Annotated in this window: 29 protein-coding genes; 10 read left to right on the plus strand and 19 right to left on the minus strand. The window is 56.8% G+C overall.

What is annotated here, in order from left to right:
- Nucleotides 1–440 precede the first annotated feature (440 nt).
- Nucleotides 441–1,763: an FAD-binding oxidoreductase gene (locus tag ABLU88_RS09560; protein WP_348836400.1), complete on the plus strand. Its 1,323-nt coding sequence runs from the start codon at nt 441–443 to the stop codon at nt 1,761–1,763.
- Between the two features lie 49 nt (nt 1,764–1,812).
- On the opposite strand, the gene map is transcribed toward ABLU88_RS09560, so the two are convergent.
- The 3 genes from map to ABLU88_RS09575 form a co-directional block, all read right to left on the minus strand.
- Entirely contained in the window at nt 1,813–2,592 is a 780-nt protein-coding gene (gene map, locus ABLU88_RS09565) for a type I methionyl aminopeptidase (protein WP_038424529.1), read from the minus strand.
- Nucleotides 2,573–2,791 carry a ParD-like family protein gene (locus ABLU88_RS09570; protein WP_014838522.1) on the minus strand — a complete coding sequence of 73 codons (219 nt, stop codon included), beginning with the start codon at nt 2,789–2,791 and terminating at the stop codon, nt 2,573–2,575. Before ABLU88_RS09570 ends, map begins: the two co-directional genes overlap by 20 nt.
- Nucleotides 2,792–2,904: 113 nt before the next feature.
- Nucleotides 2,905–3,372 carry a helix-turn-helix domain-containing protein gene (locus ABLU88_RS09575; protein ID WP_014229412.1) on the minus strand — a complete coding sequence of 156 codons (468 nt, stop codon included), beginning with the start codon at nt 3,370–3,372 and terminating at the stop codon, nt 2,905–2,907.
- Nucleotides 3,373–3,433: 61 nt separating this feature from the next.
- Between ABLU88_RS09575 and ABLU88_RS09580 the strand changes: the two genes are divergently transcribed.
- The gene (locus ABLU88_RS09580) at nt 3,434–3,664 is read left to right on the plus strand and encodes a tautomerase family protein (RefSeq protein ID WP_014229413.1); all 231 of its coding nucleotides are present in this window, start codon (nt 3,434–3,436) and stop codon (nt 3,662–3,664) included.
- A 72-nt stretch (nt 3,665–3,736) separates the two neighbouring features.
- Here the strand turns inward: ABLU88_RS09580 and ABLU88_RS09585 are convergent, their stop codons facing one another.
- The gene (locus tag ABLU88_RS09585) at nt 3,737–4,615 is read right to left on the minus strand and encodes a LysR family transcriptional regulator (RefSeq protein ID WP_025106299.1); all 879 of its coding nucleotides are present in this window, start codon (nt 4,613–4,615) and stop codon (nt 3,737–3,739) included.
- A 108-nt stretch (nt 4,616–4,723) separates the two neighbouring features.
- Between ABLU88_RS09585 and ABLU88_RS09590 the strand changes: the two genes are divergently transcribed.
- Entirely contained in the window at nt 4,724–6,031 is a 1,308-nt protein-coding gene (locus ABLU88_RS09590; protein WP_064378196.1) for a serine hydrolase, read from the plus strand.
- A 131-nt stretch (nt 6,032–6,162) separates the two neighbouring features.
- Here the strand turns inward: ABLU88_RS09590 and ABLU88_RS09595 are convergent, their stop codons facing one another.
- Together ABLU88_RS09595 and ABLU88_RS09600 are read right to left on the minus strand one after the other, a co-directional pair.
- Nucleotides 6,163–6,831 carry a class I SAM-dependent methyltransferase gene (locus ABLU88_RS09595; RefSeq protein ID WP_014229414.1) on the minus strand — a complete coding sequence of 223 codons (669 nt, stop codon included), beginning with the start codon at nt 6,829–6,831 and terminating at the stop codon, nt 6,163–6,165.
- A 71-nt stretch (nt 6,832–6,902) separates the two neighbouring features.
- Nucleotides 6,903–7,790 (minus strand): LysR family transcriptional regulator, encoded by an 888-nt coding sequence (locus ABLU88_RS09600; RefSeq protein ID WP_064404999.1) that lies wholly within the window; start codon nt 7,788–7,790, stop codon nt 6,903–6,905.
- 97 nt (nt 7,791–7,887) lie between these two features.
- On the opposite strand from ABLU88_RS09600, the gene ABLU88_RS09605 reads away from it, so the two are divergent.
- From ABLU88_RS09605 to ABLU88_RS09625, 5 genes are all read left to right on the plus strand, one after another.
- Nucleotides 7,888–8,943, plus strand: a complete 1,056-nt coding sequence (locus ABLU88_RS09605; protein WP_064378194.1) for an SDR family oxidoreductase — start codon at nt 7,888–7,890, stop codon at nt 8,941–8,943.
- 393 nt (nt 8,944–9,336) lie between these two features.
- Nucleotides 9,337–10,440, plus strand: a complete 1,104-nt coding sequence (locus ABLU88_RS09610) for a serine hydrolase domain-containing protein (RefSeq protein ID WP_064378193.1) — start codon at nt 9,337–9,339, stop codon at nt 10,438–10,440.
- Entirely contained in the window at nt 10,437–10,781 is a 345-nt protein-coding gene (locus ABLU88_RS09615) for a hypothetical protein (protein WP_025106293.1), read from the plus strand. Before ABLU88_RS09610 ends, ABLU88_RS09615 begins: the two co-directional genes overlap by 4 nt.
- 27 nt (nt 10,782–10,808) lie before the next feature.
- Nucleotides 10,809–11,342, plus strand: a complete 534-nt coding sequence (locus ABLU88_RS09620) for a DUF2975 domain-containing protein (RefSeq protein WP_025106292.1) — start codon at nt 10,809–10,811, stop codon at nt 11,340–11,342.
- A gap of 2 nt (nt 11,343–11,344) precedes the next feature.
- Complete coding sequence (locus ABLU88_RS09625; RefSeq protein WP_004120193.1) at nt 11,345–11,551, plus strand: helix-turn-helix transcriptional regulator; 207 nt, start codon at nt 11,345–11,347, stop codon at nt 11,549–11,551.
- Here ABLU88_RS09625 and ABLU88_RS09630 read toward each other — a convergent pair.
- From ABLU88_RS09630 to ABLU88_RS09660, 7 genes are read right to left on the minus strand one after another with little or no spacing between them, the layout of a single operon-like run.
- Complete coding sequence (locus ABLU88_RS09630; protein WP_004851009.1) at nt 11,548–12,303, minus strand: GntR family transcriptional regulator; 756 nt, start codon at nt 12,301–12,303, stop codon at nt 11,548–11,550. The genes ABLU88_RS09625 and ABLU88_RS09630 overlap by 4 nt on opposite strands.
- Nucleotides 12,304–12,317: 14 nt before the next feature.
- Nucleotides 12,318–13,058, minus strand: coding sequence for an SIS domain-containing protein (locus tag ABLU88_RS09635; RefSeq protein WP_025106291.1), 741 nt, complete (start codon nt 13,056–13,058; stop codon nt 12,318–12,320).
- Nucleotides 13,059–13,074: 16 nt separating this feature from the next.
- Nucleotides 13,075–14,385 (minus strand): PTS ascorbate transporter subunit IIC, encoded by a 1,311-nt coding sequence (locus tag ABLU88_RS09640; RefSeq protein ID WP_004851013.1) that lies wholly within the window; start codon nt 14,383–14,385, stop codon nt 13,075–13,077.
- Nucleotides 14,382–14,669, minus strand: a complete 288-nt coding sequence (locus ABLU88_RS09645; protein WP_004851015.1) for a PTS sugar transporter subunit IIB — start codon at nt 14,667–14,669, stop codon at nt 14,382–14,384. The genes ABLU88_RS09640 and ABLU88_RS09645 overlap by 4 nt, the downstream gene beginning before the upstream one ends.
- Before the next feature lie 25 nt (nt 14,670–14,694).
- Nucleotides 14,695–15,138: a PTS sugar transporter subunit IIA gene (locus ABLU88_RS09650; RefSeq protein WP_014229418.1), complete on the minus strand. Its 444-nt coding sequence runs from the start codon at nt 15,136–15,138 to the stop codon at nt 14,695–14,697.
- Nucleotides 15,131–15,871 carry a creatininase family protein gene (locus ABLU88_RS09655; RefSeq protein ID WP_348836405.1) on the minus strand — a complete coding sequence of 247 codons (741 nt, stop codon included), beginning with the start codon at nt 15,869–15,871 and terminating at the stop codon, nt 15,131–15,133. Before ABLU88_RS09655 ends, ABLU88_RS09650 begins: the two co-directional genes overlap by 8 nt.
- A 9-nt stretch (nt 15,872–15,880) precedes the next feature.
- A complete protein-coding gene (locus ABLU88_RS09660) occupies nt 15,881–16,852 on the minus strand; it encodes a phosphotriesterase (protein WP_014229420.1) in 972 nt (323 codons plus the stop codon).
- Between the two features lie 360 nt (nt 16,853–17,212).
- Between ABLU88_RS09660 and ABLU88_RS09665 the strand changes: the two genes are divergently transcribed.
- Complete coding sequence (locus ABLU88_RS09665; protein ID WP_004120166.1) at nt 17,213–17,461, plus strand: hypothetical protein; 249 nt, start codon at nt 17,213–17,215, stop codon at nt 17,459–17,461.
- Between the two features lie 36 nt (nt 17,462–17,497).
- Here the strand turns inward: ABLU88_RS09665 and ABLU88_RS09670 are convergent, their stop codons facing one another.
- Nucleotides 17,498–18,391 carry an oxidoreductase gene (locus tag ABLU88_RS09670; protein WP_025106287.1) on the minus strand — a complete coding sequence of 298 codons (894 nt, stop codon included), beginning with the start codon at nt 18,389–18,391 and terminating at the stop codon, nt 17,498–17,500.
- Between the two features lie 146 nt (nt 18,392–18,537).
- Here ABLU88_RS09670 and ABLU88_RS09675 point away from each other — a divergent pair, with 146 nt between their 5' ends.
- On the plus strand, nt 18,538–18,756 hold the full coding sequence (locus ABLU88_RS09675) for a YdcH family protein (protein ID WP_004102179.1): 219 nt from the start codon (nt 18,538–18,540) through the stop codon (nt 18,754–18,756).
- A 41-nt stretch (nt 18,757–18,797) separates the two neighbouring features.
- Here the strand turns inward: ABLU88_RS09675 and ABLU88_RS09680 are convergent, their stop codons facing one another.
- The 5 genes from ABLU88_RS09680 to ABLU88_RS09700 all read right to left on the minus strand — a co-directional run bounded on the left by ABLU88_RS09680 (nt 18,798) and on the right by ABLU88_RS09700 (nt 22,727).
- Nucleotides 18,798–19,634 carry an alpha/beta hydrolase gene (locus ABLU88_RS09680; RefSeq protein WP_014838530.1) on the minus strand — a complete coding sequence of 279 codons (837 nt, stop codon included), beginning with the start codon at nt 19,632–19,634 and terminating at the stop codon, nt 18,798–18,800.
- Nucleotides 19,635–19,868: 234 nt separating this feature from the next.
- Nucleotides 19,869–20,297 carry a cyclophilin-like fold protein gene (locus tag ABLU88_RS09685; protein WP_047723791.1) on the minus strand — a complete coding sequence of 143 codons (429 nt, stop codon included), beginning with the start codon at nt 20,295–20,297 and terminating at the stop codon, nt 19,869–19,871.
- A 4-nt stretch (nt 20,298–20,301) separates the two neighbouring features.
- Entirely contained in the window at nt 20,302–21,102 is an 801-nt protein-coding gene (locus ABLU88_RS09690; protein ID WP_064378191.1) for a carboxymuconolactone decarboxylase family protein, read from the minus strand.
- 21 nt (nt 21,103–21,123) lie between these two features.
- Entirely contained in the window at nt 21,124–21,720 is a 597-nt protein-coding gene (locus ABLU88_RS09695; RefSeq protein ID WP_348836409.1) for an NAD(P)H-dependent oxidoreductase, read from the minus strand.
- Nucleotides 21,721–21,818: 98 nt separating this feature from the next.
- Nucleotides 21,819–22,727, minus strand: coding sequence for a LysR family transcriptional regulator (locus tag ABLU88_RS09700; protein ID WP_207172718.1), 909 nt, complete (start codon nt 22,725–22,727; stop codon nt 21,819–21,821).
- Nucleotides 22,728–22,779 lie beyond the last annotated feature (52 nt).

Consider the following 22,779-nt stretch of genomic DNA (forward strand, 5'->3'; position numbering starts at 1 on the left):
AATCCTATGAAAGGGCAGGATTTCTTTATAGAGAGGAGCGCGGAGAGGCTATATTTTACCAGTTGGTCAAAATTCCCTCTGCGGAAGAAATAACCTTATAGAGATGTTGGTCATGCGATCATGATCCACAGCAATATCTTATGCGGTATCTTGCAGGGTTAGAGGAAAGGAATAACCAGGTAGCCGACTCGCTGCCGTAGTGAATCGTCAGGGTGATATCGCAGGCCAGAGAAAACCGCATACCCCTACAGCAAGAGGTGTTATTTTGCCTGTTCCTTGTTATTCTGCTGAATTGTTGTCCAGGTGATTATCATTCAGCGTGGTGATTTTTCAGACGCTGCCCTGGCGCTTGCCGACTCACACTCCAGACCAAAAACGCGGAGAGCGGCAACCCCATTCACACCTGCCCTGCAGGTGTTTTTTCCACAGGGAGATTAACCGTGAAATTTGCATCAGTGCCTTTCAATCAAAATCAGGTGGGATGGCCGCTTAATGAAGAAGATCTTTATCGACAGCCCTCGCTGAGCGGCGACATTAAAGCTGACTGGGTGATTATCGGCTCCGGCTATGCCGGCGTAAGCTTTGCCCGCAGGCTGGCCAGCCTCAATCCGCAGCTGAACATCGTGCTCATCGACGCCGAATGCGCCGCGACCAGCTCCTCGACGCGAAATTCCGGCTTTATCATCGGCCTGCCGCACAATATCGGCAGCTCTACCGCCGAGCTGAAAAAAGCGCAGGATTACCGCGCCCTGCTCCAGGAGGGGATCCGCCTGCTCGATGAAACGGTGACCGAGCACCAGATTGCCTGCGAATGGGAAAACGTCGGGAAATACCACTGCCAGATAGATCCGTCCAGCGAAGCCATTATGCAGGAGTATGTGGATAACCTGCAGCTGATGCAGGAGCCTTACAGCCTGCTGGACGGCGAAGCGCTGTACCAGAAGCTGGGAACCCGCCTCTACAGCAAAGGTATTTACACCCCCGGCTGTATTCTGGTGAACCCGGCGAAACTGATTGCGGGCCTCGCGCGTCATCTGCCGGAAAACGTCACGGTTTACCATCAAACCCCGGCGCTGGCTATGCGCCAGGAAAACGGCGGCGTCAGGGTGACGACGCTGCAGGGCACGATCCGCGCCGACCAGGCGATGCTGGCGACCAACGCGCTCTCCCGCGAACTCTCGCCCACCGTGAGCCGCCAGGCGTCAATGGCGACCTACGCCAGCATTACCGCCCCGCTCACCCCTGAACAGCGCCAGCGTCTGCCGGCAATGGAAAGCTGGGGATTAACGCCGGTCAACGCGATCGCCGGCGCCACGCTACGCTATACCCACGATCATCGTTTTCTGGTCCGCCAGCATGTCGATCCGGCATTGCGGGGAGTGATTACCGCCGGACAGACCGCCAGCGCCGCGCGCCAGCATCTGGCGCTGTTCCATACGGCCTATCCGCAGCTGCAGGATGTGCCGCTGGAGCGAACCTGGTCCGGGACCATCAGCGTCACCCGCAACGGCGCGCCGGTCTGGGGGCGTTTTGCGCCGCAGATCTGGACCGCCGGGGGCTGTAACGGCGCCGGCGTATCTAAACAGACTATCGCCGGGACGCTGCTTGCCGATCTGGCGATGGGCCAGGACAACCCGCTGATCGCCGCGATGCAGTCGCTCGGCCAGGCGAACGTTATGCCGCCTTCGCCATTCCTCGATATCGGGGTGGCGGGCGCATTATGGAAAGAGCGTTATGTGGGGCGCAAAGAGATGCCCGCGTAGTCGCTGTCTGACAGGTTTCACTGCCCGGGCGTGAAACCTGTTGTTTGGGCTACTCCGGGATCGCTTCCTCTTTACGCAGGGTCAGGACCTCGAATCCATCCGCGGTGACGGCGACGGTGTGCTCCCACTGCGCGGACAGTTTTTTATCGCGGGTGACCACCGTCCAGCCATCTTTTTTGGTTTTAATCCGGCTATCGCCCTGGTTTACCATTGGTTCAATGGTAAACACCATCCCCTCCTTGAGCACGGCGCCGGTTCCGGGTATGCCGTAATGCAGCACCTGGGGATCTTCGTGCATCTCTCTGCCGACGCCGTGGCCGCAGTACTCCCTGACCACGCTGTAGCCGTTACCTTCGACATAGGTCTGGATCGCATGGCCGATATCGCCCAGCGTCGCGCCCGGCCTGACGACCTTGATCCCTTTCCACATCGCTTCGTAGGTTTTCTGCACCAGCCGACGGGCCAGCGGTGAAACCTCGCCAATCAGATACATTTTGCTGGAATCGGCAATCAGCCCCTCTTTTTCCAGCGTAATATCCACATTCACGATCATGCCGGATTTCAGATGCTCGCTCTCCTTTGGCATACCGTGACAAACCACTTCGTTGATCGACGTATTTAGCACGTAGGGGAAATCATACTGCCCTTTGCTGGCCGGGCGCGAATGCAGATCGTTGACGATAAAATCCTCCACCCGGTTGTTGATGGCCATGGTGGAGATACCGGGCTGAATAAAGGTATCCAGCATGTCGAAAACCGAGGCCAACAGCTCACCTGCGCGGCGCTGTCTGGCCAGCTCGTCCGCGGTCTTAATGGGAATTGATAGCATTGATCACCTCCAGCAAGCGGTCAGAGCCGGACTTGAGCATCAGCAGCTTAATTTGCTGATGGTTAAGTTCGGGATAGAGCTCGCTCATCATACCCAGACGGATCCAGTACTCCGCCTGCGCGTTGACCGAACGCGACATCGCCTTGCTGGCGTCACGAATATCGTCGTGCAGCAGGTCGGAAATTTTTACAATGCCCATTTATACGTACCGTAACAATTTATATATGTTTCGTATATTACGCCTCCCCGCTCAAGCAGACAACGTTTGCCGTCAGAAAGCAGAAAACGGGGTTGCGGTTTTTGTCGCCCGCGCTACGGCTGGTTAAGGTTCAGAGCCACTATCTGGATGTTCCGAGGTTCAACAACGGTGCCTTTCGTCGTCACAAATGCATTGTGGACGACGTCCCCGCTCTCTTTATCCACCAGCGCAATATGCGGTTCATCATGCAGGATATTTTTATGCCCCCACGCCATCAGGGAAAACAGGATCGGCGCCAGGCTGCGGCTTTTTGGCGTAAGGATATACTCATAACGTTCGCGCACGCCTTCTTCCTGATAAGGCGTTTTGCTCAGTAAACCCAGTTCCGTCATTTTCTTTAACCGGTTTGCCAGCGTCTGCTTAGGCATTTTTGTATGCGAGCGAATCGTTTCAAAGCGCGTCACGCCGTAGAAAGCCTCTCTTAAAATCAACAAAACCCACCGATCTCCCAGGATTTCCGCTGCCGCAGAAAGCCCGCAAAGCTCCGGTAATAGGTAGGCAACTGAATTATTTTTTGACATGTCCGCTTTCGCTCTTTAATCTGAGTATGAATTTTAGACCTAGCTTATCAAGGAGAATACAATGCCCTTCGTCAATGTACAAACCATTAAAGGAATAATGAACCCGGAGCAAAAAAAAGAGCTTTTACGCCGCATGACCGATCTGATTGTCGAAATTGAAGGGAAAGGCGATCCCGAGTTCCGCCGTTCAGTCTGGGTTCGCATTGATGAGCATGAGCCGGAACAGTGGAGTCTGGGCGGCATACAGCCCACGGCTGAAGCGATCGCGGCAAAATTTTCGTCTGCTCAATAGCTCTGCAAGGTAGCGTATTTATCGATTTACGCCTCGCCCTGTCGCCGAAATGCCAGCAGCGAGGCCCGGCTTTCACCACAATGCCGGCAACAAGTCCAGCGTGTCAGCTACCAGCGCCCGCCTGTCGTTGCCTGGCTTCCAGATAGTGACCATCGTTTGGCCGATCCCCTGATTGCCGACTTCGGTGCGCAAGGTTGTGACGTTTTTCCAGCGCGCCGCATTCATGTGCGTCGGCAAGAATCCCCAGCCGCAGCCCTGTTCAAGCAGGCCACGCAGCATCTCCAGGTCGTTGGTGAAGATGGTATGTCCTGAAATTTGCAGACGGCGGGCCACGGGCTCGTCAGTATCCGGGTGCATAATCACCTGCGGCGCCAGCGAAAGTTCCAGCAGGGATAGCGGTTGTTTAGCGCCGGGAAAAAGCGCTTCGGCGGCGTAAAAATCCATCTCGATTGCCCCTAAGGCGCGCCACTCCATAGCGTCTCCCACGCTACGATGGCGCGCCTGGCAGATCCCCAGGTCGGCCTGCCCGCTCGCCAGCAGCTTTTCCGCCTCGTCGCGCGACGCGTTTATCAGACTCAGACGAACGTTGCGCTGGGCCATAGCGCTAATCAGCCCCTGCAGCAGCGTTCTGGGGGTAAAGGGATCGTAGACCAGGGTCATGTCCTGCGTGGCGCTGTTCGGCACCGCCCTGGCAAACGCTTCAAACGCTTTCACCTGGCGCATCAGCAGGTGCGCCTGCCGCTGCAGCTGCTCACCTTCCGGCGTCAGGCGCAGGCTTCGCCCTTCGCGCAGGAACAGCGCATACCCCAGGCCATCTTCGAGGAACTCAATTAAATCGCGCAGCGTCGTCCGGTCCTTGCCCAGCTGGCGCGCCGCTTTCGCCAGGCTTTTGCACTCGACCACGGCGGTGAAGGCCTCCAGCTGGGCAAAAGAATATATCAGGCTCGGCATACGGCCCTCCATTCAGTTGTTGTGGGGGATTTTCCCCCATGATGCGTTTTTTATTATAGGCCGCGTTTTTTTAAGCTGAACACCTTCCTGAGCTGAACGAGTAAAAATATGAAAAGCAAAGTGTTTAACCCTGGCCTGCTGTCTGGCGTTGTTATCAGTCTCTGCAGCGTCCTGCTGGCGCCCGCCGCGCAGGCCGCCTGTACCGGCACCGAACTCAGCGTCTGTCCCGCCCCCTTTGATGCGCCGCTTCCGGATCCCCACAACATGCTCACCTGGAGCCAGACCGACCGGGTAATCGGCTTTCGTAACGACTACCGCAATTACGCTGGCGATGTGTTTCATCACGGTAATGCCGTGCCGTTGCAGGCCGCGGCGAAACGCTTAACCGACGCAAGCTATCGGGTGAACGGTCAAACCTGGAATCTGCAGGATTACCTGCGGCGCCAGAACGTCAGCGGCATGCTGGTGCTGAAAAATGGCAAAGTGGCCTGGAAATATCTGGCAGAAGGCAATACCGACACCACTCTCTGGACATCGCGCTCGGTGGGCAAATCCGTGGTTGCCACCCTGGTGGGCGTGGCGATTAAACAGGGCAAAATTCACTCGCTCGACGATCTCATCACCCAGTATGAACCCGACCTGAAAGGCACCGCCTGGGACGGTGTGACCCTGAAGCAGCTGATTAGCCACACCTCCGGGGTGGCGTGGAATGAGGACTACACTAATCCGCAGTCGGACTTCGCCCGGCTTACCGAGTGTGAAGCCAGACCCGGCGCCTATGACTGCGTACGTCAGTTGGTGTCCGGCCTGCGCCGCGCGCATCCGGCCGGCGAGAACTGGTCTTACTCCTCCGGCGGCGCATGGCTGCTGGGGGATGTGCTGGAACGCGCCACCGGCATGACGCTGGCGGCATATCTGGAAAAAAGTATCTGGCAACCCTACGGTATGGCGAGCGACGGCGTGTGGCATGCCTACACAAAAGGTGAGCACGATGTGGGCGCACACGGCTTTAACGCCACGTTAGAGGATTGGGGGCGCTTCGGTGAGTTCATTCTGCATAACGGCGTGCTGCCGAACGGCGAGCAGATCTTGCCGGAAAACTGGGTTGCCGAGTCATCACGCTGGACTCGGGCGGCAGACTCGGTGTCCGCGGCGCATCCACACGGTATTTACGGCTACCAGTGGTGGAACAATGAAGTGCCGGCCAATGCGGCCAACGTTGAACCTGCGCCGCAGGCACCCCTTCAACATTCGCTGTGGGCGCTGGGCATTTTTGGTCAGATGATAATGGTTAATCAGGCGGAAAATCTGGTCATCGTCCAGTGGTCGACCTGGCCGCAGGCTGAGCCCGCCTTCAGCGCCCAACCGCTGGAAGCCTCGCTGATGTTTAGCGCGATAGCGAAGGCACTGCATTAACGCCGGTTTGGATCCCGTCGGTGCTGAGCGCCTGAATCAGGGGCCTGGCACCGTCGCCGGCGGCAGAACGTTCACGTTTACCCATAAGCTCCCCGTCCGCTCCAGGCCATAGCGGACGGGAGGCGTGAAGGTTAATCGACTCTACATACCACGGTGGCATGATCCCACCATGCGTTCTCATTAATATTCACCTCAAGAACCGTAAATTGCTCCGCCCGAATCTCGTCCAACAGGGCCTGGAGCGGTCGCAACGTACGCCAGGGTTTGCCCTCTTTAAGTAAATGATGGCGGATAGGATCGTACGCGAGAATATCCTCGGGATGACGCGGGGTTCCGCACATGGAGCCGATCACCAGCCGTCCTCCGGGTTTCAGTAATCTTCTGACTTCGGCAAAGCAGAGGTGGCGGGCATCGTCAATCAGGCAATGCACACAGCTGCCATCAACAATGAGCTCAAACGTCGCATCCTGACACTGATGAATATGGCAGACATCTCCGACAAAAAAATTTGCCGGGAGACCCGCTTGCTGAAAACGATTTTGTGCCCATCGGATCGCGGTTTCGGACCAATCTATCCCCCACACCGAATAGCCTCGTTCCGCAAAATACTGCGCGGCCATCGCGCCATTCCCGCACCCCAGTTCAAGGACAGGCGCGCCGGGTTGGGGGAAATAGTGCTGTAAATGAAGCCAGCTAAAAACGCGCTCCTGCTGTTCTTTGGCCCGGAAATAACCTTCGCCAGCCCAGGCGATAGCGCCATTTGCCAGCAACTGCCGATACTCTTTTTCATAGCGGTTCATAATCAAGACGCCTTTGTCAGCAGCAACGCTCGTCACTTTACGCGCGGTAGAGGCAGGAGAAAAACCAACCGTCAGACACGCTCCGTCATCTCAGGCAGCAATTGTTCAATCACGTCGATAATACTTCTTACCCGCGGTGGGATAAAGCGGGCGTCAGGATAGACCGCATAGAGAACGCGATCGGGTAATCGCCAGGCGGGTAATACCGGTACCAGCCTGCCCGATTGCAAAGCGTGGGCCGCAAGGGGTAACTGCATGCCGCCGATACCGATGCCGGACTCTAGCGCCTGCAGCAGCGCTTCGCTGGTGTTGGCACGGAAGACGGTATTCACTTTCATATCAACCGTTTTATCACCCGAGACCAGCCGCAGCGGCGCGTCCTGCGCGATGCCGCTGAACCGCACGTGCGGGTGGGCGGACAGCTCGCTGACGGCATGCACCGTTTTAAAACCGGGGGCGGCAAAGAGCGCGGTTTCAATACGCGCCAGCACGCGCGCCGCACTCCCCGGCGGCGGTTCACTGCTCAACCGCAGCGCGACATCCACTCCTTCAGCAACCAGATCGGCAATGCGGTCATCAAGGGAAAGCGTCAGTTGCAGCTCGGGGTGCATTTTCTGCAGCGCCAGCAGATGCGGCAAAAAGAGCTGCCCCAGGCCGCTCGGCAGCTGCACGTGCACCCGGCCTTGCCACTGGCGATCGGTTGGCTGTAAGCGTCTTTCCGCTTCATGCATCGCTTCCAGCAAAAGCTGCATATCGCGCCGGTAAATTTCTCCCTGCTCGGTCAGCGCCATCGCACGCGTGGTTCGGTGCAGCAACACCACCCCAAGCTCCTCCTCAAGCGCCGCGATCTGCTGACTGACGGCGGATTGTTTCATCCCGCACTGGCGGGCTGCCGCTGAAAAGGATCCCGCTTCTACCACGCGCAGGAAGGTGGCAATGGCGTTGAGCTTATTATTCATTTAATGATTCTGCTTATAAGTGCCATCAGTTTTACGGGATATGCGTGAAAAAAATAATATACCACACTGCCTCTGTCACCCACCCTGGAGAAGCAACGTGAATAAGATACCGCAACCCAAAATCGCCCTGGTCGCCGGCGCCAGCGGCATTATTGGCAGAGAACTGGTGAAAACGCTGTTACGCAATCGCTGGGAGGTTATCGGCCTCAGCCGCCATGCATCGTCCCACCCGGAAAACATTCCCTTCATTCACGTCGATTTACTGGATGCGCAGCACAGCGCGCAAAAACTGCATTCGCTCAACGGCGTCACCCACATTTTTTACAGCGCATGGGCCAACGCCGGGAACTGGGCGGAAATGGTTGAACCGAACGTCACCATGCTGCGCAACCTGGTCAGCAACATCGAGCAAACCGCACCGCTACGGACGGTAAGCCTGATGCAGGGATACAAAGTGTACGGCGCGCATCTTGGTCCGTTCAAAACCCCGGCGCGTGAAAGCGATCCCGGCGTACCCGGGGCCGAATTTAACGCCGCTCAGCTCACCTGGCTCAGCCATTTCCAGCGCGGAAAAACGTGGCGCTGGAACGCGATCAGGCCGGGCGTGGTCGGCAGTACGGTGCCCGGCAGCGCCATGAATCTCGCACTCAGCATCGCGATCTATGCTTCGCTATGTAAAGCGCAGGATCTACCGCTGCGTTTCCCCGGTTCGGAAAAAACCTGGCACAGCATTGTCGATCACACGGACGCCGGGTTGCTGGCTGATGCCACGCTCTGGGCCGCGACCTCGCCAACGGCGCAAAACCAAGCGTTCAACGTCAATAACGGCGACATCTGGCGCTGGTGCGAGCTGTGGCCGCGCATCGCGAGCTGGTTTGAACTGGCATCCGCCCCGCCGGTCAGACTGTCATTTCACCAGCTGTTTGTGGATTACCGCGCGCACTGGCGCGAACTGGCCGGGCAGAGTCTGGTGGAAGCGGACATCTTAAGGCTCAGCGACGGTAAATTTGCTGATTTCGTCTTTGGCTGGAACTACGACATGTTTGGCGATGGCAGCAAACTGCGCCGGGCGGGCTTCACTGAAATGCAGGCCACCGACGATATGTTTTTCCGCCTGTTCGCTCAGCTGAGAGCCGCGCGCATTATCCCCTGATAACGCCTCCGCCAGACAGATATTCTGCCACTTTCAAAGAGCCATTAACGCCGCGCGATCAACCCACCGCTTCTGTTTTTCGCGCGCGACTCGCGCTTCGTGCTCTGGCTCTCCCCGCTTTTTAATTAAATATAAAACGATAAAAGTTTATTGTAAAACGATAAACACCAGGATAATCTGCGCGCTCTTTCACCAACCAGATTGCCAGGAGAGGCAAGTCATGAACAGAAGTATGCTGCGCGGGGGGTTACTCTCCGGGGCGCTGCGGCGCGCGCCGGCGATGTCAGCCGAGATGTCAGGATTTGCCGGGACGGGCGCGTCAGTTGCTCCACGCTATTCAGGGTCCAGTACACCTTGTATTCATTGCGGTTGTACTCATTTTAAGGAGAAAGCATGATCGGGTATCGATACCGCAGTGACTGGCAAATCCTGTGCTCAGGCCTGGCTTTTGTCGCGGTGATGGCGGCAGGCATTTATTTGCAACCCGGCTTCAGACCCTTGACCACCCAGGTATCCGGGGACAAAGCACTGGTTGCCTTTTTAACGCCGCTGCTCAAAGGCGCGCACGGTCACGTCGCCGCAGCGCTCATCACGCCAGGCGGCGTGCGCTATGGTATCTGGGGCAATGATTATGCCAGGCAGTTTGAGATTGGCAGCCTCAGCAAAACCCTGACCGCCAGCCTGCTGATTGATGCCATCCGGCGCGGCGAAGTCACAGCCACGACGCAGGTCGGCGATCTGGTGCCAGAGCTCGTCGGTCCGGCGCGGAATATTAGCCTTGAGGAGCTCGTCTCGCATCGTTCGGGCCTGCCTCCGTTCGCCTCATCGCTCACGCAGAAAATCGCCATGCTTACCGCCATTGTGAGACGAGAAAACCCGTGGAGCTACGATCGCCAGGAGCTGGCGGAAATGATTAGCCGGGCGCGGATACCGAAGGTCAAAATATTTGATTACTCCAATTCCGGGTTTGCCCTGCTGGGGCTAGCGCTGGAACGCGCCTCTCACCGTACATTCGCGGCGTTGCTGGAACAGCGCGTTTTTGCACCGGCCGGGATGACCCGTTCGCTTGTGGCGCAAGAGACGACGCCGCCTGACGCGGCATTTATGCCGGGCTGGTCAGCGTCAGGTTTACGCGAAGCGCCGTGGATCTTAAACGCCTTCTCGCCTGCGGCCGGCGTACGTTCCACTATTGTCGATATGACGAAATATGCCCAGGCGCTTATGGCAGGAAAACTGGCCGGAAGCCAGGGCATGGCGCCGCGGTTCGCGACCGACGATCCCGATTCACGGGTAGGCTATTCATGGTTCACCACCGCTATCAAGGGACGGGATATTATCTGGCACGATGGTCAGTCCGCGGGCTATGCCGCCGTGATGGCCTTTGACCCCGAGCGTAAAACCGCCGTCGTGATCCTCTCAGATACCGCATGGCCGGTAATTGTGCCGGCAATCAAATTGCTGCTTTCCACGCTATCCGACGTTAAGGAAGAACGATGAACTGGATTAATATGCTGTGGGCGATATTGACCCTGCTGTCAGTGGCGGTCTTTATTTCCGGAAACGGGTTTGCACGGTACAAAGTACGCCTTATTAATTATGTTCTCTTCACCTTCATTGTTATTTATATTGCCGAGTCATTACAAACCATCGATAACCTGAGTAAAACAGGCTACCTGATGCGAATGTTGACCTGGACAATACAGGCGGCGTTTATTGCCATCGGTCTGTTTAGCGTCTGGCAGCGCCCGTGGTTCCGCGGCCCGTCGCGACGGGCGGCCGGACTACACGTTGTCTTATCTCTGCTCCTTATGTCATGCTTAGGCGTGCTGGTTCTGTAATCGCACCATTATTCAGGAAGGTTAAAGGTGAAAAACGCACGAAACAAACTCAGTCTGTTCTTACTGGCTGGAATATTACCGCTGTTTTTTATTCTGGCGGTCATTACGCCAGCGTGGATCTATTTTACCGGCGAGTCGTTTTTCCTCGCAAATATGCTTGAGTTTGCCGAGGTTCCGCTCGGTAATGAAAGCGGTCTGACGGCACCGACTTTTAAACTGCTGGCGCTGCTGGCGATACTCTATTTACCCGCCGGGCTTTTCGCCTGGGCGATCTGGCAGGGGATCCGCGTCACTCAATACGTCAGAAAACGCACCATTCTGAGCCTCGACCTGGCGCTGAGGGTAAGAAAAATCGCGCTGGCGATGCTGGGGATGGGGCTCCTGCTGCCGCTGTTTCGCTTCCTGGTGCCGCTGGTTTTTTACTGGCCGCATCCTTATACCCAGATCGTTCTTTTACTTAGCGATTTTGTCCTGCTGCTGACCGGCGGCTTGTTATTTGTGACGTTTCACTCCATGCTCGAAGGGATCAGAGCGGAAAATGAGAATAAGGAGTTTATCTGACTATGGCGGTAGTGGTTAATCTGGACAAATTGCTGGTAGAGAGAAAAATGACGTCCAGAGCGCTGGCGGCCTATGTAGGGATTACCGAGCAAAACCTGTCTTTGCTCAAATCAGGAAAGGTGAAAGGTATCCGCTTCGATACGCTGGCAAAAATCTGCCAGGCGCTGGAGTGCCAGCCAGGCGATATTCTCGCCTGGGAGGCGGATTAACGCCCTTTCTCGATCGTGCAGGCCCACTGCTGGCTCATGCTGCTCTGGCTGGTGGCGATTTGCAGCGACAGGCTGGCGTCAAGGGTATGCGTGACGCTGTATTCAAGCACCACATCATCCAGATCGCGGGCGACGCGCTCAATGCGAAACAGAGCCTGGCCGGGTTCAATATTGAGCAATCCCGCCGTGCGGCTATCGCAGCACACCGGCGTATAGCGTTCCGTGGCGTTGGCCGGCGAGTAGCCGAACGTTTCCCGCAGCTGCTTATACAGCGATCGGCTGCCGTCAACGTGGCTCAGATCGTTATAGATACGGCCATTAAGCCAGGTCAGCACATGGCCAACCGGCCGATCGCCCTGCACTAACAGCCGCTCCAGACGCATCAGCTGGCAGCCTAAATCCAGCCCCATTTGCTCCGCCACCTGGCGGTCGGCCATGGTCGAAATCAGCGACAGAACTTCCACGGCTATCTCCCCCGGCGGAGCAAAGGTGGTCAGTACGTCCGGGAGGTCGGTGTAGTATTTCTGCAGCGCATCGCGGTTAATAAACGTCCCTTTACCCTGTTCGCGGTACACCATGCCAATACTGGCCAGCGAATCTATCGCCTGTTTAATGGTACCGCGCGCGACCTTAAACTCCCCGGCGAGCAGCAGTTCGCCCGGGAGTTTATCGTCATAGGTAAAAGAGAGGATCCGCTGCAGGATAACGTCTTTTATCCTTAAATAGAGAGGGAGTCCATCCGACTCAAACATACTTGTGCTCCAACTCAGAGGTAGTGTATCTGGCTCCTGTAAGCGCTAAGTATATCCTGATTTATCTCCTGATTACCGTCTATGTTTGCGCTGGCGAGAATGGGCGGCGTGCGCGCATTTTCCAGCATGATTTCGCAAATACGTAATACCAGGCTGTTGGCGATAGTCGCGCCCATGATGGTGGAGAGCGGCGCGGCTTTCTGCGCCATCCCCGGCAGGCTCACCGCCGCATCGCCATATTCGCAGTGGTTATCAATGGTGATATCGGCCACATCCACCAGCAGCTTGCCGCTGGAGTGGCGCGACGTGACGCGCGCCGCCGTCGCCAGGCTGGTAATCGCGATAACCGTTGCGCCGCACGCTTTCGCCGCCAGCGCGACATCAATGGTAATCGCGTTGCGTCCCGACACCGAATGGATCAGCAGCGTATCTTCAGCCCTTAGCGGCGACTGCTCCACCAGTACCCGACCGAGGTGCTCCACATTTTCCACCGCGCTGGTGAGGGTTAACGGCCTGACGTTAAGCATCAGCGCAGGCGTAAAAAGCGGATTGATGATGGCCAGGCCGCCCGCGCGATAGCTCATCTCCTCCGCCAGAATCCCGGCGTGGCTGGCGCCAAAGACGAAGATGTTGCGCTGCCCCATAATGCTGTGGGACATGATTTCCGCCGCCCGGGTGAGTTCATCGGGGCGCTGCTCAAGAAAAGCCAGCTTCTGGCGGATCTGACTGTAGTACTGTTTCAGGGCCTGACTCATAGACTTCCTCCCGATATCAGAACGCCAGCAGGCGGGTCAAAAGATGAATGACTGGCGCGAGGACAAACATATCGCTGTCGCCTGCCCATAGCGCGGTATCCGGGATCGTATTGTCGATAAAGCCGGTGACGCAGAAATACTGCCCCCAGGCGACCACGGTCGAGGTGATAAACCCCGCCAGCAGAGCGCCTTTATAGCCTCCGGTAATATTGCCGAAGACCCCCGCCGTACCGGCGTGAAAGAAAATCACAATCATGCTGGGAATAAAAACGTAGCCGGTATAGCGGCCGATCAGGGTCAGCCACAGCAGCGAGCCGACGAAAGCGCCGACAAACCCCAGCACCACCGCGTTTGGCGCAAAGTTAAACAGTATCGGGCAGTCCAGCGCCGGTTTTGCGCCGGGCACCAGCCGCGAGCCGATGCCGTTAAATGCCGGCACCATTTCGCCAATAAACATCCGTACGCCGAGCAGCACGACGGCAATGCCGCCGGTAAACATCAGCGATTGTTTGAGGGCATAGATGTAGAAGCTCAGGTCGCCGGATTGCGCCAGAATCTCCGCCGCTTTCGGCGTACCTTTAATCTGCAGAATAAAGGTGCCAATAAAGAACAGCAGCGCCATGGTCAACGCCGTCACCACGTTGGAGTCGCGCAGGAAACCCAACTTTTTAGGGACTTTGATATCTTCGGAGCTGATTTTGTTGCGGGCGAAAATCTGGCCAAAAATCGCCCCCAGCAGCGCGACGGAGGCGGAAGTATGCCCCAGCGCCACGTTGTCGTTGCCGGTGATTTTTCGCACCCAGGGCTGAACCAGCGCGGGCTGTAGGGTCCAGTAGAGCCCCATAATCACCGTTAGCATCAGCGTCAGCTGCACCGCTGAAATAGCGGGCTCGGTGTTCACCATCACCCCGGCAAAGATCATCGTCGTCCAGAACATCATATGTCCTGTCAGGTAGATGTATTTAAAGCGCGTCAGCCGGGCCAGCAGCAAATTGATAGCGAATCCGCCGGCAATGGCGATGGTCACGCTGCTTCCGTAGCGTTCGCTGAAGCGCGCCTGGCCGATAATATTGGTCAGGTTCATGGAGCTGAGACCGAAAACTTCGGTCCAGATCGGCTGAAATATCAGCAGCGCGGAGACGATAATCCCGGCCCCCGCGCCGATGATCAGAAAGCCCAGAATGCCTTTCAGGGTGCCGGACACAATGTCCGCCAGCGATTTCTTTTGCAGCACTAGCCCCAGCAGCACAATCAGGCCAATTAAGATCGACGCTTCACCAAATATATTGATGGTGATCCAGCGCAGCACGCCAAGAAACTCGCTCATGACGGCTCTCCTGCGGGCAGAATTTTCGCCTGGGTCAGCGCCGCGGTGATTTCGGCGTTATCGATATAGTTGTTCACCACCACCACCGGACAGGACAGATGCTTAAGGTTGTCCACCAGCTCCGCGTTGGTTATCACCACATCGGCGTTGGCCGAAGCGGCGGAAGAGACATCCATATGTTCCACGGAGGCCTGAATCCCGTGCTGTTTTAACACCGCCTCAACGTTCATTTTTAAAATCAGGCTGGAGCCCATACCTAAACCACAGACTGTCAGAATTTTCATCGCTACTCACTCCGTGTTCATCACGCTACAAACGCTGCGAGCCGCTGGCTAACAGCCGATAAAGTTGTTCTGGATCGTTCGAATGCATCAGGGTATGCAGGTTATTTTCATCGCTGAGTACGGTCACGATATGCTGGATAAGGTGGATATGCGCATCGCTGCTGGTTGCCGAAAGCCCCAGCACCACCTGAACCGGGTCGTTTTCCGCATGACCAAACGCCAGCGGTTCACGCAGCCTGACCGCGCTGATCTGCGCTTTCATCGCCCCCTGCTCCGGGCGGGCATGCGGCAGCGCCAGCCCGGGGGCAATGACAAAATAGGGGCCCAGCTCGCGGTAGCTATCGACCATTGCCTGGACGTATTGCGGGCTACAGGCTCCCGCACGGCACAGCGCGTTCCCCGCCTCGCGGATGGCCTCCTCAGGGGTAGCGGCCGGGCAGTCTACACGTATCGCCTGACGCTCAATCATCGGAGGCTCCTTGGGTTAGGTGATGATGGATAGAGGCAAGCGTGGTCGCCAGCGCCCGCTGGACGAACGCGCGCCCTTTCTCTTCGCTGGCGGCAGTTGGATCGCCCAGCACCGCATAGTCAGAAAACTCGGTCCAGGGTATCGGCTGATAGCGAAAATTGTTCGGGAAAGCCGGATAGTGCGCGCGGGCGTTGGTCATGGTGACGAACTCTGGCGCCAGCGCCAGCATCAGCGAGGTTTCGACCTCATCAGCATGCATATAGCCGGGGTAAGCCACCGCGGTGGTTTGCCGTCGTTTTACCTCCTCCTCCATCCCCGCCCAGCTATAGCTAAGCAAGGTAATACCCTGCTCTTTTAGCTGCCGGGAGGCCGCTTTCATCGCATCAAAATTGCCGTAATGCGCGTTAATCACCGCCGTGGTGGTGATACCGTAGCTGGCCATGTTTTCCGCCAGCGACACCAGCAGCGACGTCAGCCGTTCATGACCGATATCAATCGCGCCCGCGTGGCCGCGCAGGGACCAGACCTGGCTGTAGGAAACGACCGGCAGGCTCAGGGCGCACTCGCCCAGCTGCTCGTCAAGCAGCGCGCAAAACCGCTCGGCCAGCAGGTTATCGGTATCCAGCGGCAGGTGGTCGCCGTGCGGCTCGACGGCGCCGAGCGGCAATAAGGCGATCCGCGCCTTTTGTAAAGCCCGCCGGGCCTCGCTTTCGTTTAAACGATGCAGCTTCATAACATCTCCTCAGGCAAAAGCGAGGTAACGCGCCGGGTTGTCGACGAAGAAATCATGCAGCAGCGCTTCGCCGTCAAACCCGGCTTCCCGGGCCTCGTCAATGAATCTTGGCCGCCAGTCGCTAAGGATAAATTTCAGTCCCAGCCCCCCTTTGCCGTAATGCGCGCTCATGGATTTACGGGCAAAATCGCCGCCGATTAAGATCTGCTTTTGATAACCGCGCTGGCAGAGCGCCAGGATGGCCTGGGTACGGATGTGCTCTGGGTGATATTTGATGCGGCTGATACCGTCGAAAGAGAGAAACGCCCCGGTGTTGGCGATCTGACGGTGCAGCCAGGGATCGGGGTTACGATCCATATGAGCAAAACATAAGCGGGAGAGATCCAGCCCCCATTTTTTGAAGAGCTGCGCCTGCTCGAGTCCCATCGTCCCCATTTCCGTATGGCTGTGCATCGGCGCCCCGGTGCGCTGCTGGGCGCGAACGATAACCTCCATGGTTTTTTGTTCCAGAGGGGAAATTGCGTTATAGCCGGTACCGCACTTCACCACGCCGGCCCGATGTTCGGTGCCCTCTATCCCCTCCGTGACCTCGCGACAGACATGTTCAACCAGTTCATCAACCTCTGAATGTGCAATCCACTCGGCGAAAGTCTGCGCGGAGCCCGGCCGCTTGCTGCTCCACAGAAAGCCTTTGTTAAAACCCGCAGTGGCGATAATGTGCAGCTGCTGGCGCTGCGCCATGGCGGCGACGGCTGCAGCCTGACGACCATAGTCCGGCGCGGTGGCGTCGTAGATGGCGTTACCACCCGCCCGGCGGAAGTCGCTTAATTCACGCTCTGAAGCCTGCGGATCGTCGAGTAACAGATCGTCATCCTGACGCTCGGCCCAATAGGGCGGAATACAGTAGATATGGTCGTGGCTGTAGGTGACGCCCAGCTGATTAGCGGAAATATCCCCGTTTAACGTTCGAATGATGCCCATTTTTCTTGCTCCCCGGAACGGATAAGAAGGTGCTTTCAACATAGGCGCGCCCCACTTGACCAGTCAAGTGATCAAGTTCGCATCCGTCATATAAAATTTCTATCTGTGAGGTAGGTCGACATTAACATTTATGTGACGTTGTCACATAAATGGATTCGGGATAAAAAAACCGTTACTCATGGAAAAACATACGTATCCCGGGTGAGGTGATTAAATTTATGTTAATTAAATTCAGTGGGATACACACTCACTAAGCCAATGCATTCCTGACTAATAATCCATAGCTTTGATTAAAATGTTTAATTGAATGAATCGATAAAGAGAGTATTGTTAAAAACAATGATGAGCGGAGATAAATAAATGTTACGTGATTTTTTGAAGGTAGAAAAAGAGGATCGTCTGGTCGAACAACAGGACGCCAGCAGCGGTAAAGCGAATTCAACGGACGTCACCGAATGGATTATTGTGAATAAAAATGGTGATAAAAAAGGCCGGGTGGCATTATTCAATCAATTTACCACCCGCCGTTCCTATTGCGTGAATTACCGCATCACCCAGTTTGATAATAGCGGCAAAGTGGTTGTCGACCGGCTGGCGGAATCAATCTGATCCCGGGGAACGTTATCACGCCGGCGTCCCGCGCCTTTAGCCCGGCCCGTCGCTGGCGGCGGCCAGCAGCGGCACAATCACATCGCTTAACGGCGTGGGGATATGGTGAATACGGCCATATCGCTGAACGACCCCGTTGCGAATATCCCACTCCAGCGGCAGCCCGGCCTCGCGATCCGTCAGTATTGAAGTGCTTAAATCCGGAGGCGCTCGATGGAAACCGGCGAGAATTTCCTGCGGCACGCCGTCGTCCAGGCTGGCGCCTGCGGCGCGCGCCACCGTCAGACCCTCTTGCAAATAGGCCAAAGCAAGCGCCGTAATATCGTCGCGGGCAAACATCCCTGCCCGCCTCCCCGCCAGCACCATCAGACCGGCGACCGCATTCTGCAGCAGTTTACGCCACGCAACGGAGAGAAAATCCGCGCTGATATCCACTTCACAGCGCGTGTCCCGTAGCGCGTGCCGCACCCGCTCGGCCCCCTCAACATCCGGCAGCGTCAGGCGCGGTTTCGCCCGCAGCCAGACCGACGCTTCAGGTTCACGCTGGGCGGGGAACCAGACGACCGATGGCAACACGGCCGCTTCCGCCACGTACGGCGCGAACAGCGTTTTTTGTTCAACGCCGTTTTGAAGCACGCAGACTACCGTTCGATCGTGACACAGCGCTTGCAGCCACGGTGCAATAGCCGCAATTTGTGTCGCTTTTACCGCCACAAATACCAGGTCGTACGGCGCGGCGACCGATGCCGGTTCCGTCAAGACCGGCCCCGGCACCACAATATTTCCACCATCAAAACGCAGCGAAAGCTGCGGGTGCGCACGGCGGCCGCATACCAGAGGCGTACGGCCAACCTCGTGCAGCGCCGCGGCGATGGTGGTACCAATTGCGCCCGGACCGATCAGCGCAACGGTGGGTTCTTCAACTGTCATCTATGCCTCCAGGCCGCTTCCGGCCCCTGAGATTTCATTAGTACGTAACATAAACGCGACTTCGTTCGCATTACCATTTTATTCATATGGGTAATCTGAATGTGTGTGTCAGCGTACACACTTTTCACCATCAACAAGGAAGGTACATGTTTCCAGAATACAGAGAGCTGATTTCTCGATTAAAAACCACGCATCCGCGCTTTCAGTCGCTATTCGAAAAACATAATGCACTCGATCACGACATTTCCCGCATAGAAGGAGTCGATGGCAAAGGATACAGTCTCGAGCTTGTACAGATGAAGAAAGAAAAACTTATGTTGAAGGACGAGATGCTCAAAATCCTCCAGCATGAAAGCTTGATGTAAACAAGAAGGCCGCCGGATGGCGGCCTTCTTATAGCACCAGGCTACGAGCGAATAAACGCCAGCAGATCGGCGTTAATCACATCGGCGTGCGAGGTATGCATACCGTGCGGAAAGCCGGGATAAATTTTTAGCTGGCTGTTCGGCAGCAGCTTATCCTGCAGTATCGCGGCGTTTTGATAAGGCACAACCTGATCATCATCGCCCTGCATCACCAGCACCGGCAGCGTAATGGCTTTTAAATCTTCGGTCTGGTCGGTTTCCGAAAACGCCTTAATCCCCTCATAGTGCGCTTTTGCGCTACCGGTCATGCCCTGCCGCCACCAGTTCTGAATCGTGCCCTGGGACACCTCCGCGCCTTCACGGTTAAAGCCGTAGAACGGCCCGGACGCCACGTCGAGATAAAACTGCGAGCGGTTGGCGGCCAGCGCTTTGCGAAAACCATCAAACACCTCGATTGGCGTACCGCCCGGATTACTCTCCGTTTTTACCATCAATGGCGGAACCGCGCTGATCAGCACCGCTTTGGCCACGCGCCCCTGCGGCTGACCATACTGCGCAACGTAGCGCGCAACCTGCCCACCGCCGGTAGAATGCCCGATATGCACGGCATTATGCAGATCCAGATGCTCCGCCACCGCTGAGGCATCGGCGGCATAATGATCCATATCGTGACCGTCACTCACCTGATCTGAACGACCATGACCGCGTCGGTCAATCGCAATAACCCGGAACCCTTCTGCCAGGAAAAACAGCATCTGGTTATCCCAATCATCGGCACTTAAAGGCCAGCCATGATGAAATACGATCGGCTGCGCCTCCTTCGGGCCCCAGTCTTTAAAGAAGATATTGACGCCGTCTTTGGTTGTCACAAATGCCATGTTACAAACTCCTCTCGTGAGAAAACAAGGCTGCGGGCCTGACGCCTGCAGTGGGTCGGGTCTAAAGGCGGGATGCTATCTCTGGACGATAGCGTCCCGTTAGGTGTGAAAATGACCTGGCTGGAAAAGTGTAGATGATTTTTGCCGATACTGAGCGTTCGCTTTGTATCCGATAAATGGGCTGTTAACAGCCCGGTTAAGCATGCAGAAAGGAAAATTTAACGCAGCACGAACTTAATAACGCCGGATGGTTACCGTTTCGGCTCCCGCCTGGTCGAGCGCGGCGAGTCCCTCCTCTATCCGCCCGAGGCTTATCAGCCCGGGGGAGTGGCGAAAATCCTCGCGAAAAATGGCCAGATTGCCCCACGGTGCGTAATAGGCGATGTCGCCGCGCCGTGGGGTCATTGAGGCGCCAGAATCCGCGCGGCGCAGTTTCGTCGGCAGCCAGGCGATTTTTTCCGTGGAACCATAATCCTCGAGCTTCACCGTCATCGGCAGCTGCGCCAGGAACTCATTAGCCGCTGCGCTCTCATCCAGCGAGCCGACAACAGTGGCGCCATTGAACTCAAACTGAATCTTCACCGCGTTCTCCCGCCCGGCGGCAAATGCCGCCCCCGTCGTAGCAATAAAAATCAATAGCGTGGCGCTAAGAGAGTTGAACATCCGCTCACCCTGCCAGGCCACGAGCGCGCAGGACTTCACTCACCACCGCTACCGCCGAAAAGGCATTTGGCCAGCCGGCATAGAAAGCAGCATGCGCAACGATCTCCCCCGCCTCTTGTGCGGTGAGGCCGTTATCCATCGCCCGGTTAAGGTGGTAGCCAATTTGCGCGCTTTGCCCGGCGGCAATCAACGCGCTGACCGTGACCAGGCTGCGGTCGCGCGGCTTCAGCCCCGGTCGCTGCCACAGGTCAAGAAACAGCGGTTGAGTCGTAAACTTCACCAGTCCAGGGGAAATCGCGCCGAAGTTCTGTTCTACGGTTGTTGAACGCTGGTTCTCCACCGCCTGATTAAGAGGGAGCAGCTCCGGGGAGGCAGCAGCCAGCTGCTCGCGGCCAATGCCGCGCGCGACAAAAATATCTTTCGTCACCGCAACGGCGGCCATCGCGTTGGGCCAGCCGGAATAAAAAGCCAGATGCGTGACGATCTCTGAGATTTCAGCCGCCGTGACGTCGTTATCCAGAGCAACTTCAACGTTATGTTTTAGCTCCGCCGGCTGATTACGGGCGATAAGAATCGCCACGGTCACGATGCTGCGGTCGCGACGCGAGAGTTCTGTTCTCTGCCAGAGATCCCCTATCAGCACCTCGCTGCCGAAACGGGCAAGCGCCGGCGCGACGGATTGAATATCCTCAGCGGACAATACGGATGGACTACGTGGGGCCATTTTTTCACCTCTTTTTTCTTCTGCCAGGGCTGGCGCGCCCAGCATTAACGACATTGCAGCTACGGCAATAAAAGCTTTCATTGTGAACACCTTCCCGGCACGTTAATTCTTCAGCCTTTCCACCAGTTGACGCTGGTATTCAGGCAGTTGATCGCGGCTGGCGCGCTGAAAAACCAGCGGAGGCAGCCAGGTCATTCCCGCATGCAGCGCGCTGGCCTTCATTGGCGTAAAGATGTCGGCCAGGCTGACGCCCGTTCGCCCGGTCTCGCCGTATGTCGCGTCACCGCCTGCGGCCGTCGTGACAATCAGCATCTCTTTGCCCTGCCATACTCCCGGCCCTACGCTGCCCCAGGTATCGTTCAGCCAGGCCTTCATCATCGGAGTGATGTTGAACCAGTGGGTCGGGAAGATAAAAACGATGCGCGAGTGTTCCCGCATGAGCCGTCGCTCTTCATCGGCATTGATATTTCGGGTGTCAAAACCGTAAAGCGCCTCGAGATTGCGTACGGTCACGCCGGGTACGCTTTGCGCTGCGGCCTCAAGACCTTTGGTCATGACCGATTGCTCGGGATACGGATGAGAGACGATAACCTGCGTGTTCGACTCTGCCGCGCGGCTGGTAGAGGTAAAGCTAAACAGAAATGCGGTGACGGCCAAAAGCCAGAACAGACCGGGAATACAGCGGTGCGAATAGTTCATCAAGCTCTCCTTCTCTTTTGCCACAGGGTAAGGCGCGGAATAAGAAGGAGCCAGCCCTCGCTATCGAATGGGGCTGTGAGTTATTTTCATCAATCGGGCTACAGACCGAGCGGCTTCATTTCCCGCACAAGGGAGATTAACAGGCGCAGCCCGGTGGGAACCTGATGACGGCTGGAGTAATAGATATAGAATCCCGGTCCGTATGACGCCCAGTCGGTCAGCACCAGACGCAGGCGCCCTGCGCTGACGTGCTCTGCTATCAGCGGTTCCGGCAGGTACATCAGGCCAAACCCCTGCAGAATGGCCACCACGCCCGTCTCGGCCAGATCGACCGTTAACAGCGGCGGTACTTTGACGATGAGCTGCTCTTCGCCACGTTCAAACTCCCATTTATAAATGCGGTTGTTTCCCAGACGATTGCTGACGCAGCGGTGCTGTTGAAGATCGTGAGGATGCCGGGGCTCGCCAAAGCGGGCAAGATATTCCGGGGATGCGGCGACCACCCAGCGCACATCGGCGGACAGCCGCTGCGCCACCATATCTTCAGGCACGGTTCCGCCATAGCGGATCCCTGCGTCAAACCGCGCTTCCGTTACATCAACAATGCGGTTGCTGGCCACGATATCCAGCTCAATATCGGGGTAACGTTCAGCAAAAACAGGCAGGACCGGGGCCAGCAGCAGCGTGGCCGCCTCGACGGCGACGTTGAGCCGAATATGTCCCGCAGGCGAGTCGCGAAACTGGTTGAGCTGTTCAATCGCGCCATCTATGGCGGCCACCGGCTCGCTCACCGCGCTGGCCAGACTCTCACCTGCCGCCGTCAGGGTTACGCTTTTGGTCGTACGGTTCAGCAGACGCACGCCCAGCCGCGCCTCAAATCCCTTGATCGCGTGGCTCAGCGTCGATGCGCTCACCCCAAGTTCAACGGCAGCTTTACTAAAACTCTGATGGCGGGCTATGGCGAAAAAATAGACAAGATCGGCCATGTCGGCACGGGTTATATTCATACGGTCTCGCTAACTGGATAGACTTTAAGCTGAAAAAACAACGTTACTTTGA

The sequence above is a fragment of the Klebsiella sp. GW_Kp182 genome (genome assembly GCF_040062275.1).
Classification (GTDB): Bacteria; Pseudomonadota; Gammaproteobacteria; order Enterobacterales; family Enterobacteriaceae; genus Klebsiella; species Klebsiella michiganensis.

Excerpts from the sequence above, each read along its gene's own strand:
- ABLU88_RS09680 (WP_014838530.1), bottom strand. The coding sequence starts at position 19,634 with ATGGCATTTGTGACAACCAAAGACGGCGTCAATATCTTCTTTAAAGAC.
- ABLU88_RS09575 (WP_014229412.1), bottom strand. The coding sequence starts at position 3,372 with ATGTCAAAAAATAATTCAGTTGCCTACCTATTACCGGAGCTTTGCGGG.
- ABLU88_RS09655 (WP_348836405.1), bottom strand. The coding sequence starts at position 15,871 with ATGAAGCTGCATCGTTTAAACGAAAGCGAGGCCCGGCGGGCTTTACAA.
- ABLU88_RS09690 (WP_064378191.1), bottom strand. The coding sequence starts at position 21,102 with ATGAAAGCTTTTATTGCCGTAGCTGCAATGTCGTTAATGCTGGGCGCG.
- ABLU88_RS09640 (WP_004851013.1), bottom strand. The coding sequence starts at position 14,385 with ATGAGCGAGTTTCTTGGCGTGCTGCGCTGGATCACCATCAATATATTT.
- ABLU88_RS09615 (WP_025106293.1), top strand. The coding sequence starts at position 10,437 with ATGAACTGGATTAATATGCTGTGGGCGATATTGACCCTGCTGTCAGTG.
- ABLU88_RS09580 (WP_014229413.1), top strand. The coding sequence starts at position 3,434 with ATGCCCTTCGTCAATGTACAAACCATTAAAGGAATAATGAACCCGGAG.
- ABLU88_RS09645 (WP_004851015.1), bottom strand. The coding sequence starts at position 14,669 with ATGAAAATTCTGACAGTCTGTGGTTTAGGTATGGGCTCCAGCCTGATT.
- ABLU88_RS09650 (WP_014229418.1), bottom strand. The coding sequence starts at position 15,138 with ATGATTGAGCGTCAGGCGATACGTGTAGACTGCCCGGCCGCTACCCCT.
- ABLU88_RS09660 (WP_014229420.1), bottom strand. The coding sequence starts at position 16,852 with ATGGGCATCATTCGAACGTTAAACGGGGATATTTCCGCTAATCAGCTG.
- ABLU88_RS09590 (WP_064378196.1), top strand. The coding sequence starts at position 4,724 with ATGAAAAGCAAAGTGTTTAACCCTGGCCTGCTGTCTGGCGTTGTTATC.
- ABLU88_RS09600 (WP_064404999.1), bottom strand. The coding sequence starts at position 7,790 with ATGAATAATAAGCTCAACGCCATTGCCACCTTCCTGCGCGTGGTAGAA.
- ABLU88_RS09700 (WP_207172718.1), bottom strand. The coding sequence starts at position 22,727 with ATGAATATAACCCGTGCCGACATGGCCGATCTTGTCTATTTTTTCGCC.
- ABLU88_RS09695 (WP_348836409.1), bottom strand. The coding sequence starts at position 21,720 with ATGAACTATTCGCACCGCTGTATTCCCGGTCTGTTCTGGCTTTTGGCC.
- ABLU88_RS09595 (WP_014229414.1), bottom strand. The coding sequence starts at position 6,831 with ATGAACCGCTATGAAAAAGAGTATCGGCAGTTGCTGGCAAATGGCGCT.
- ABLU88_RS09635 (WP_025106291.1), bottom strand. The coding sequence starts at position 13,058 with ATGAGTCAGGCCCTGAAACAGTACTACAGTCAGATCCGCCAGAAGCTG.
- ABLU88_RS09665 (WP_004120166.1), top strand. The coding sequence starts at position 17,213 with ATGTTACGTGATTTTTTGAAGGTAGAAAAAGAGGATCGTCTGGTCGAA.
- ABLU88_RS09610 (WP_064378193.1), top strand. The coding sequence starts at position 9,337 with ATGATCGGGTATCGATACCGCAGTGACTGGCAAATCCTGTGCTCAGGC.
- ABLU88_RS09630 (WP_004851009.1), bottom strand. The coding sequence starts at position 12,303 with ATGTTTGAGTCGGATGGACTCCCTCTCTATTTAAGGATAAAAGACGTT.
- ABLU88_RS09670 (WP_025106287.1), bottom strand. The coding sequence starts at position 18,391 with ATGACAGTTGAAGAACCCACCGTTGCGCTGATCGGTCCGGGCGCAATT.
- ABLU88_RS09625 (WP_004120193.1), top strand. The coding sequence starts at position 11,345 with ATGGCGGTAGTGGTTAATCTGGACAAATTGCTGGTAGAGAGAAAAATG.
- ABLU88_RS09675 (WP_004102179.1), top strand. The coding sequence starts at position 18,538 with ATGTTTCCAGAATACAGAGAGCTGATTTCTCGATTAAAAACCACGCAT.
- ABLU88_RS09585 (WP_025106299.1), bottom strand. The coding sequence starts at position 4,615 with ATGCCGAGCCTGATATATTCTTTTGCCCAGCTGGAGGCCTTCACCGCC.
- ABLU88_RS09685 (WP_047723791.1), bottom strand. The coding sequence starts at position 20,297 with ATGTTCAACTCTCTTAGCGCCACGCTATTGATTTTTATTGCTACGACG.
- ABLU88_RS09570 (WP_014838522.1), bottom strand. The coding sequence starts at position 2,791 with ATGGGCATTGTAAAAATTTCCGACCTGCTGCACGACGATATTCGTGAC.
- map (WP_038424529.1), bottom strand. The coding sequence starts at position 2,592 with ATGCTATCAATTCCCATTAAGACCGCGGACGAGCTGGCCAGACAGCGC.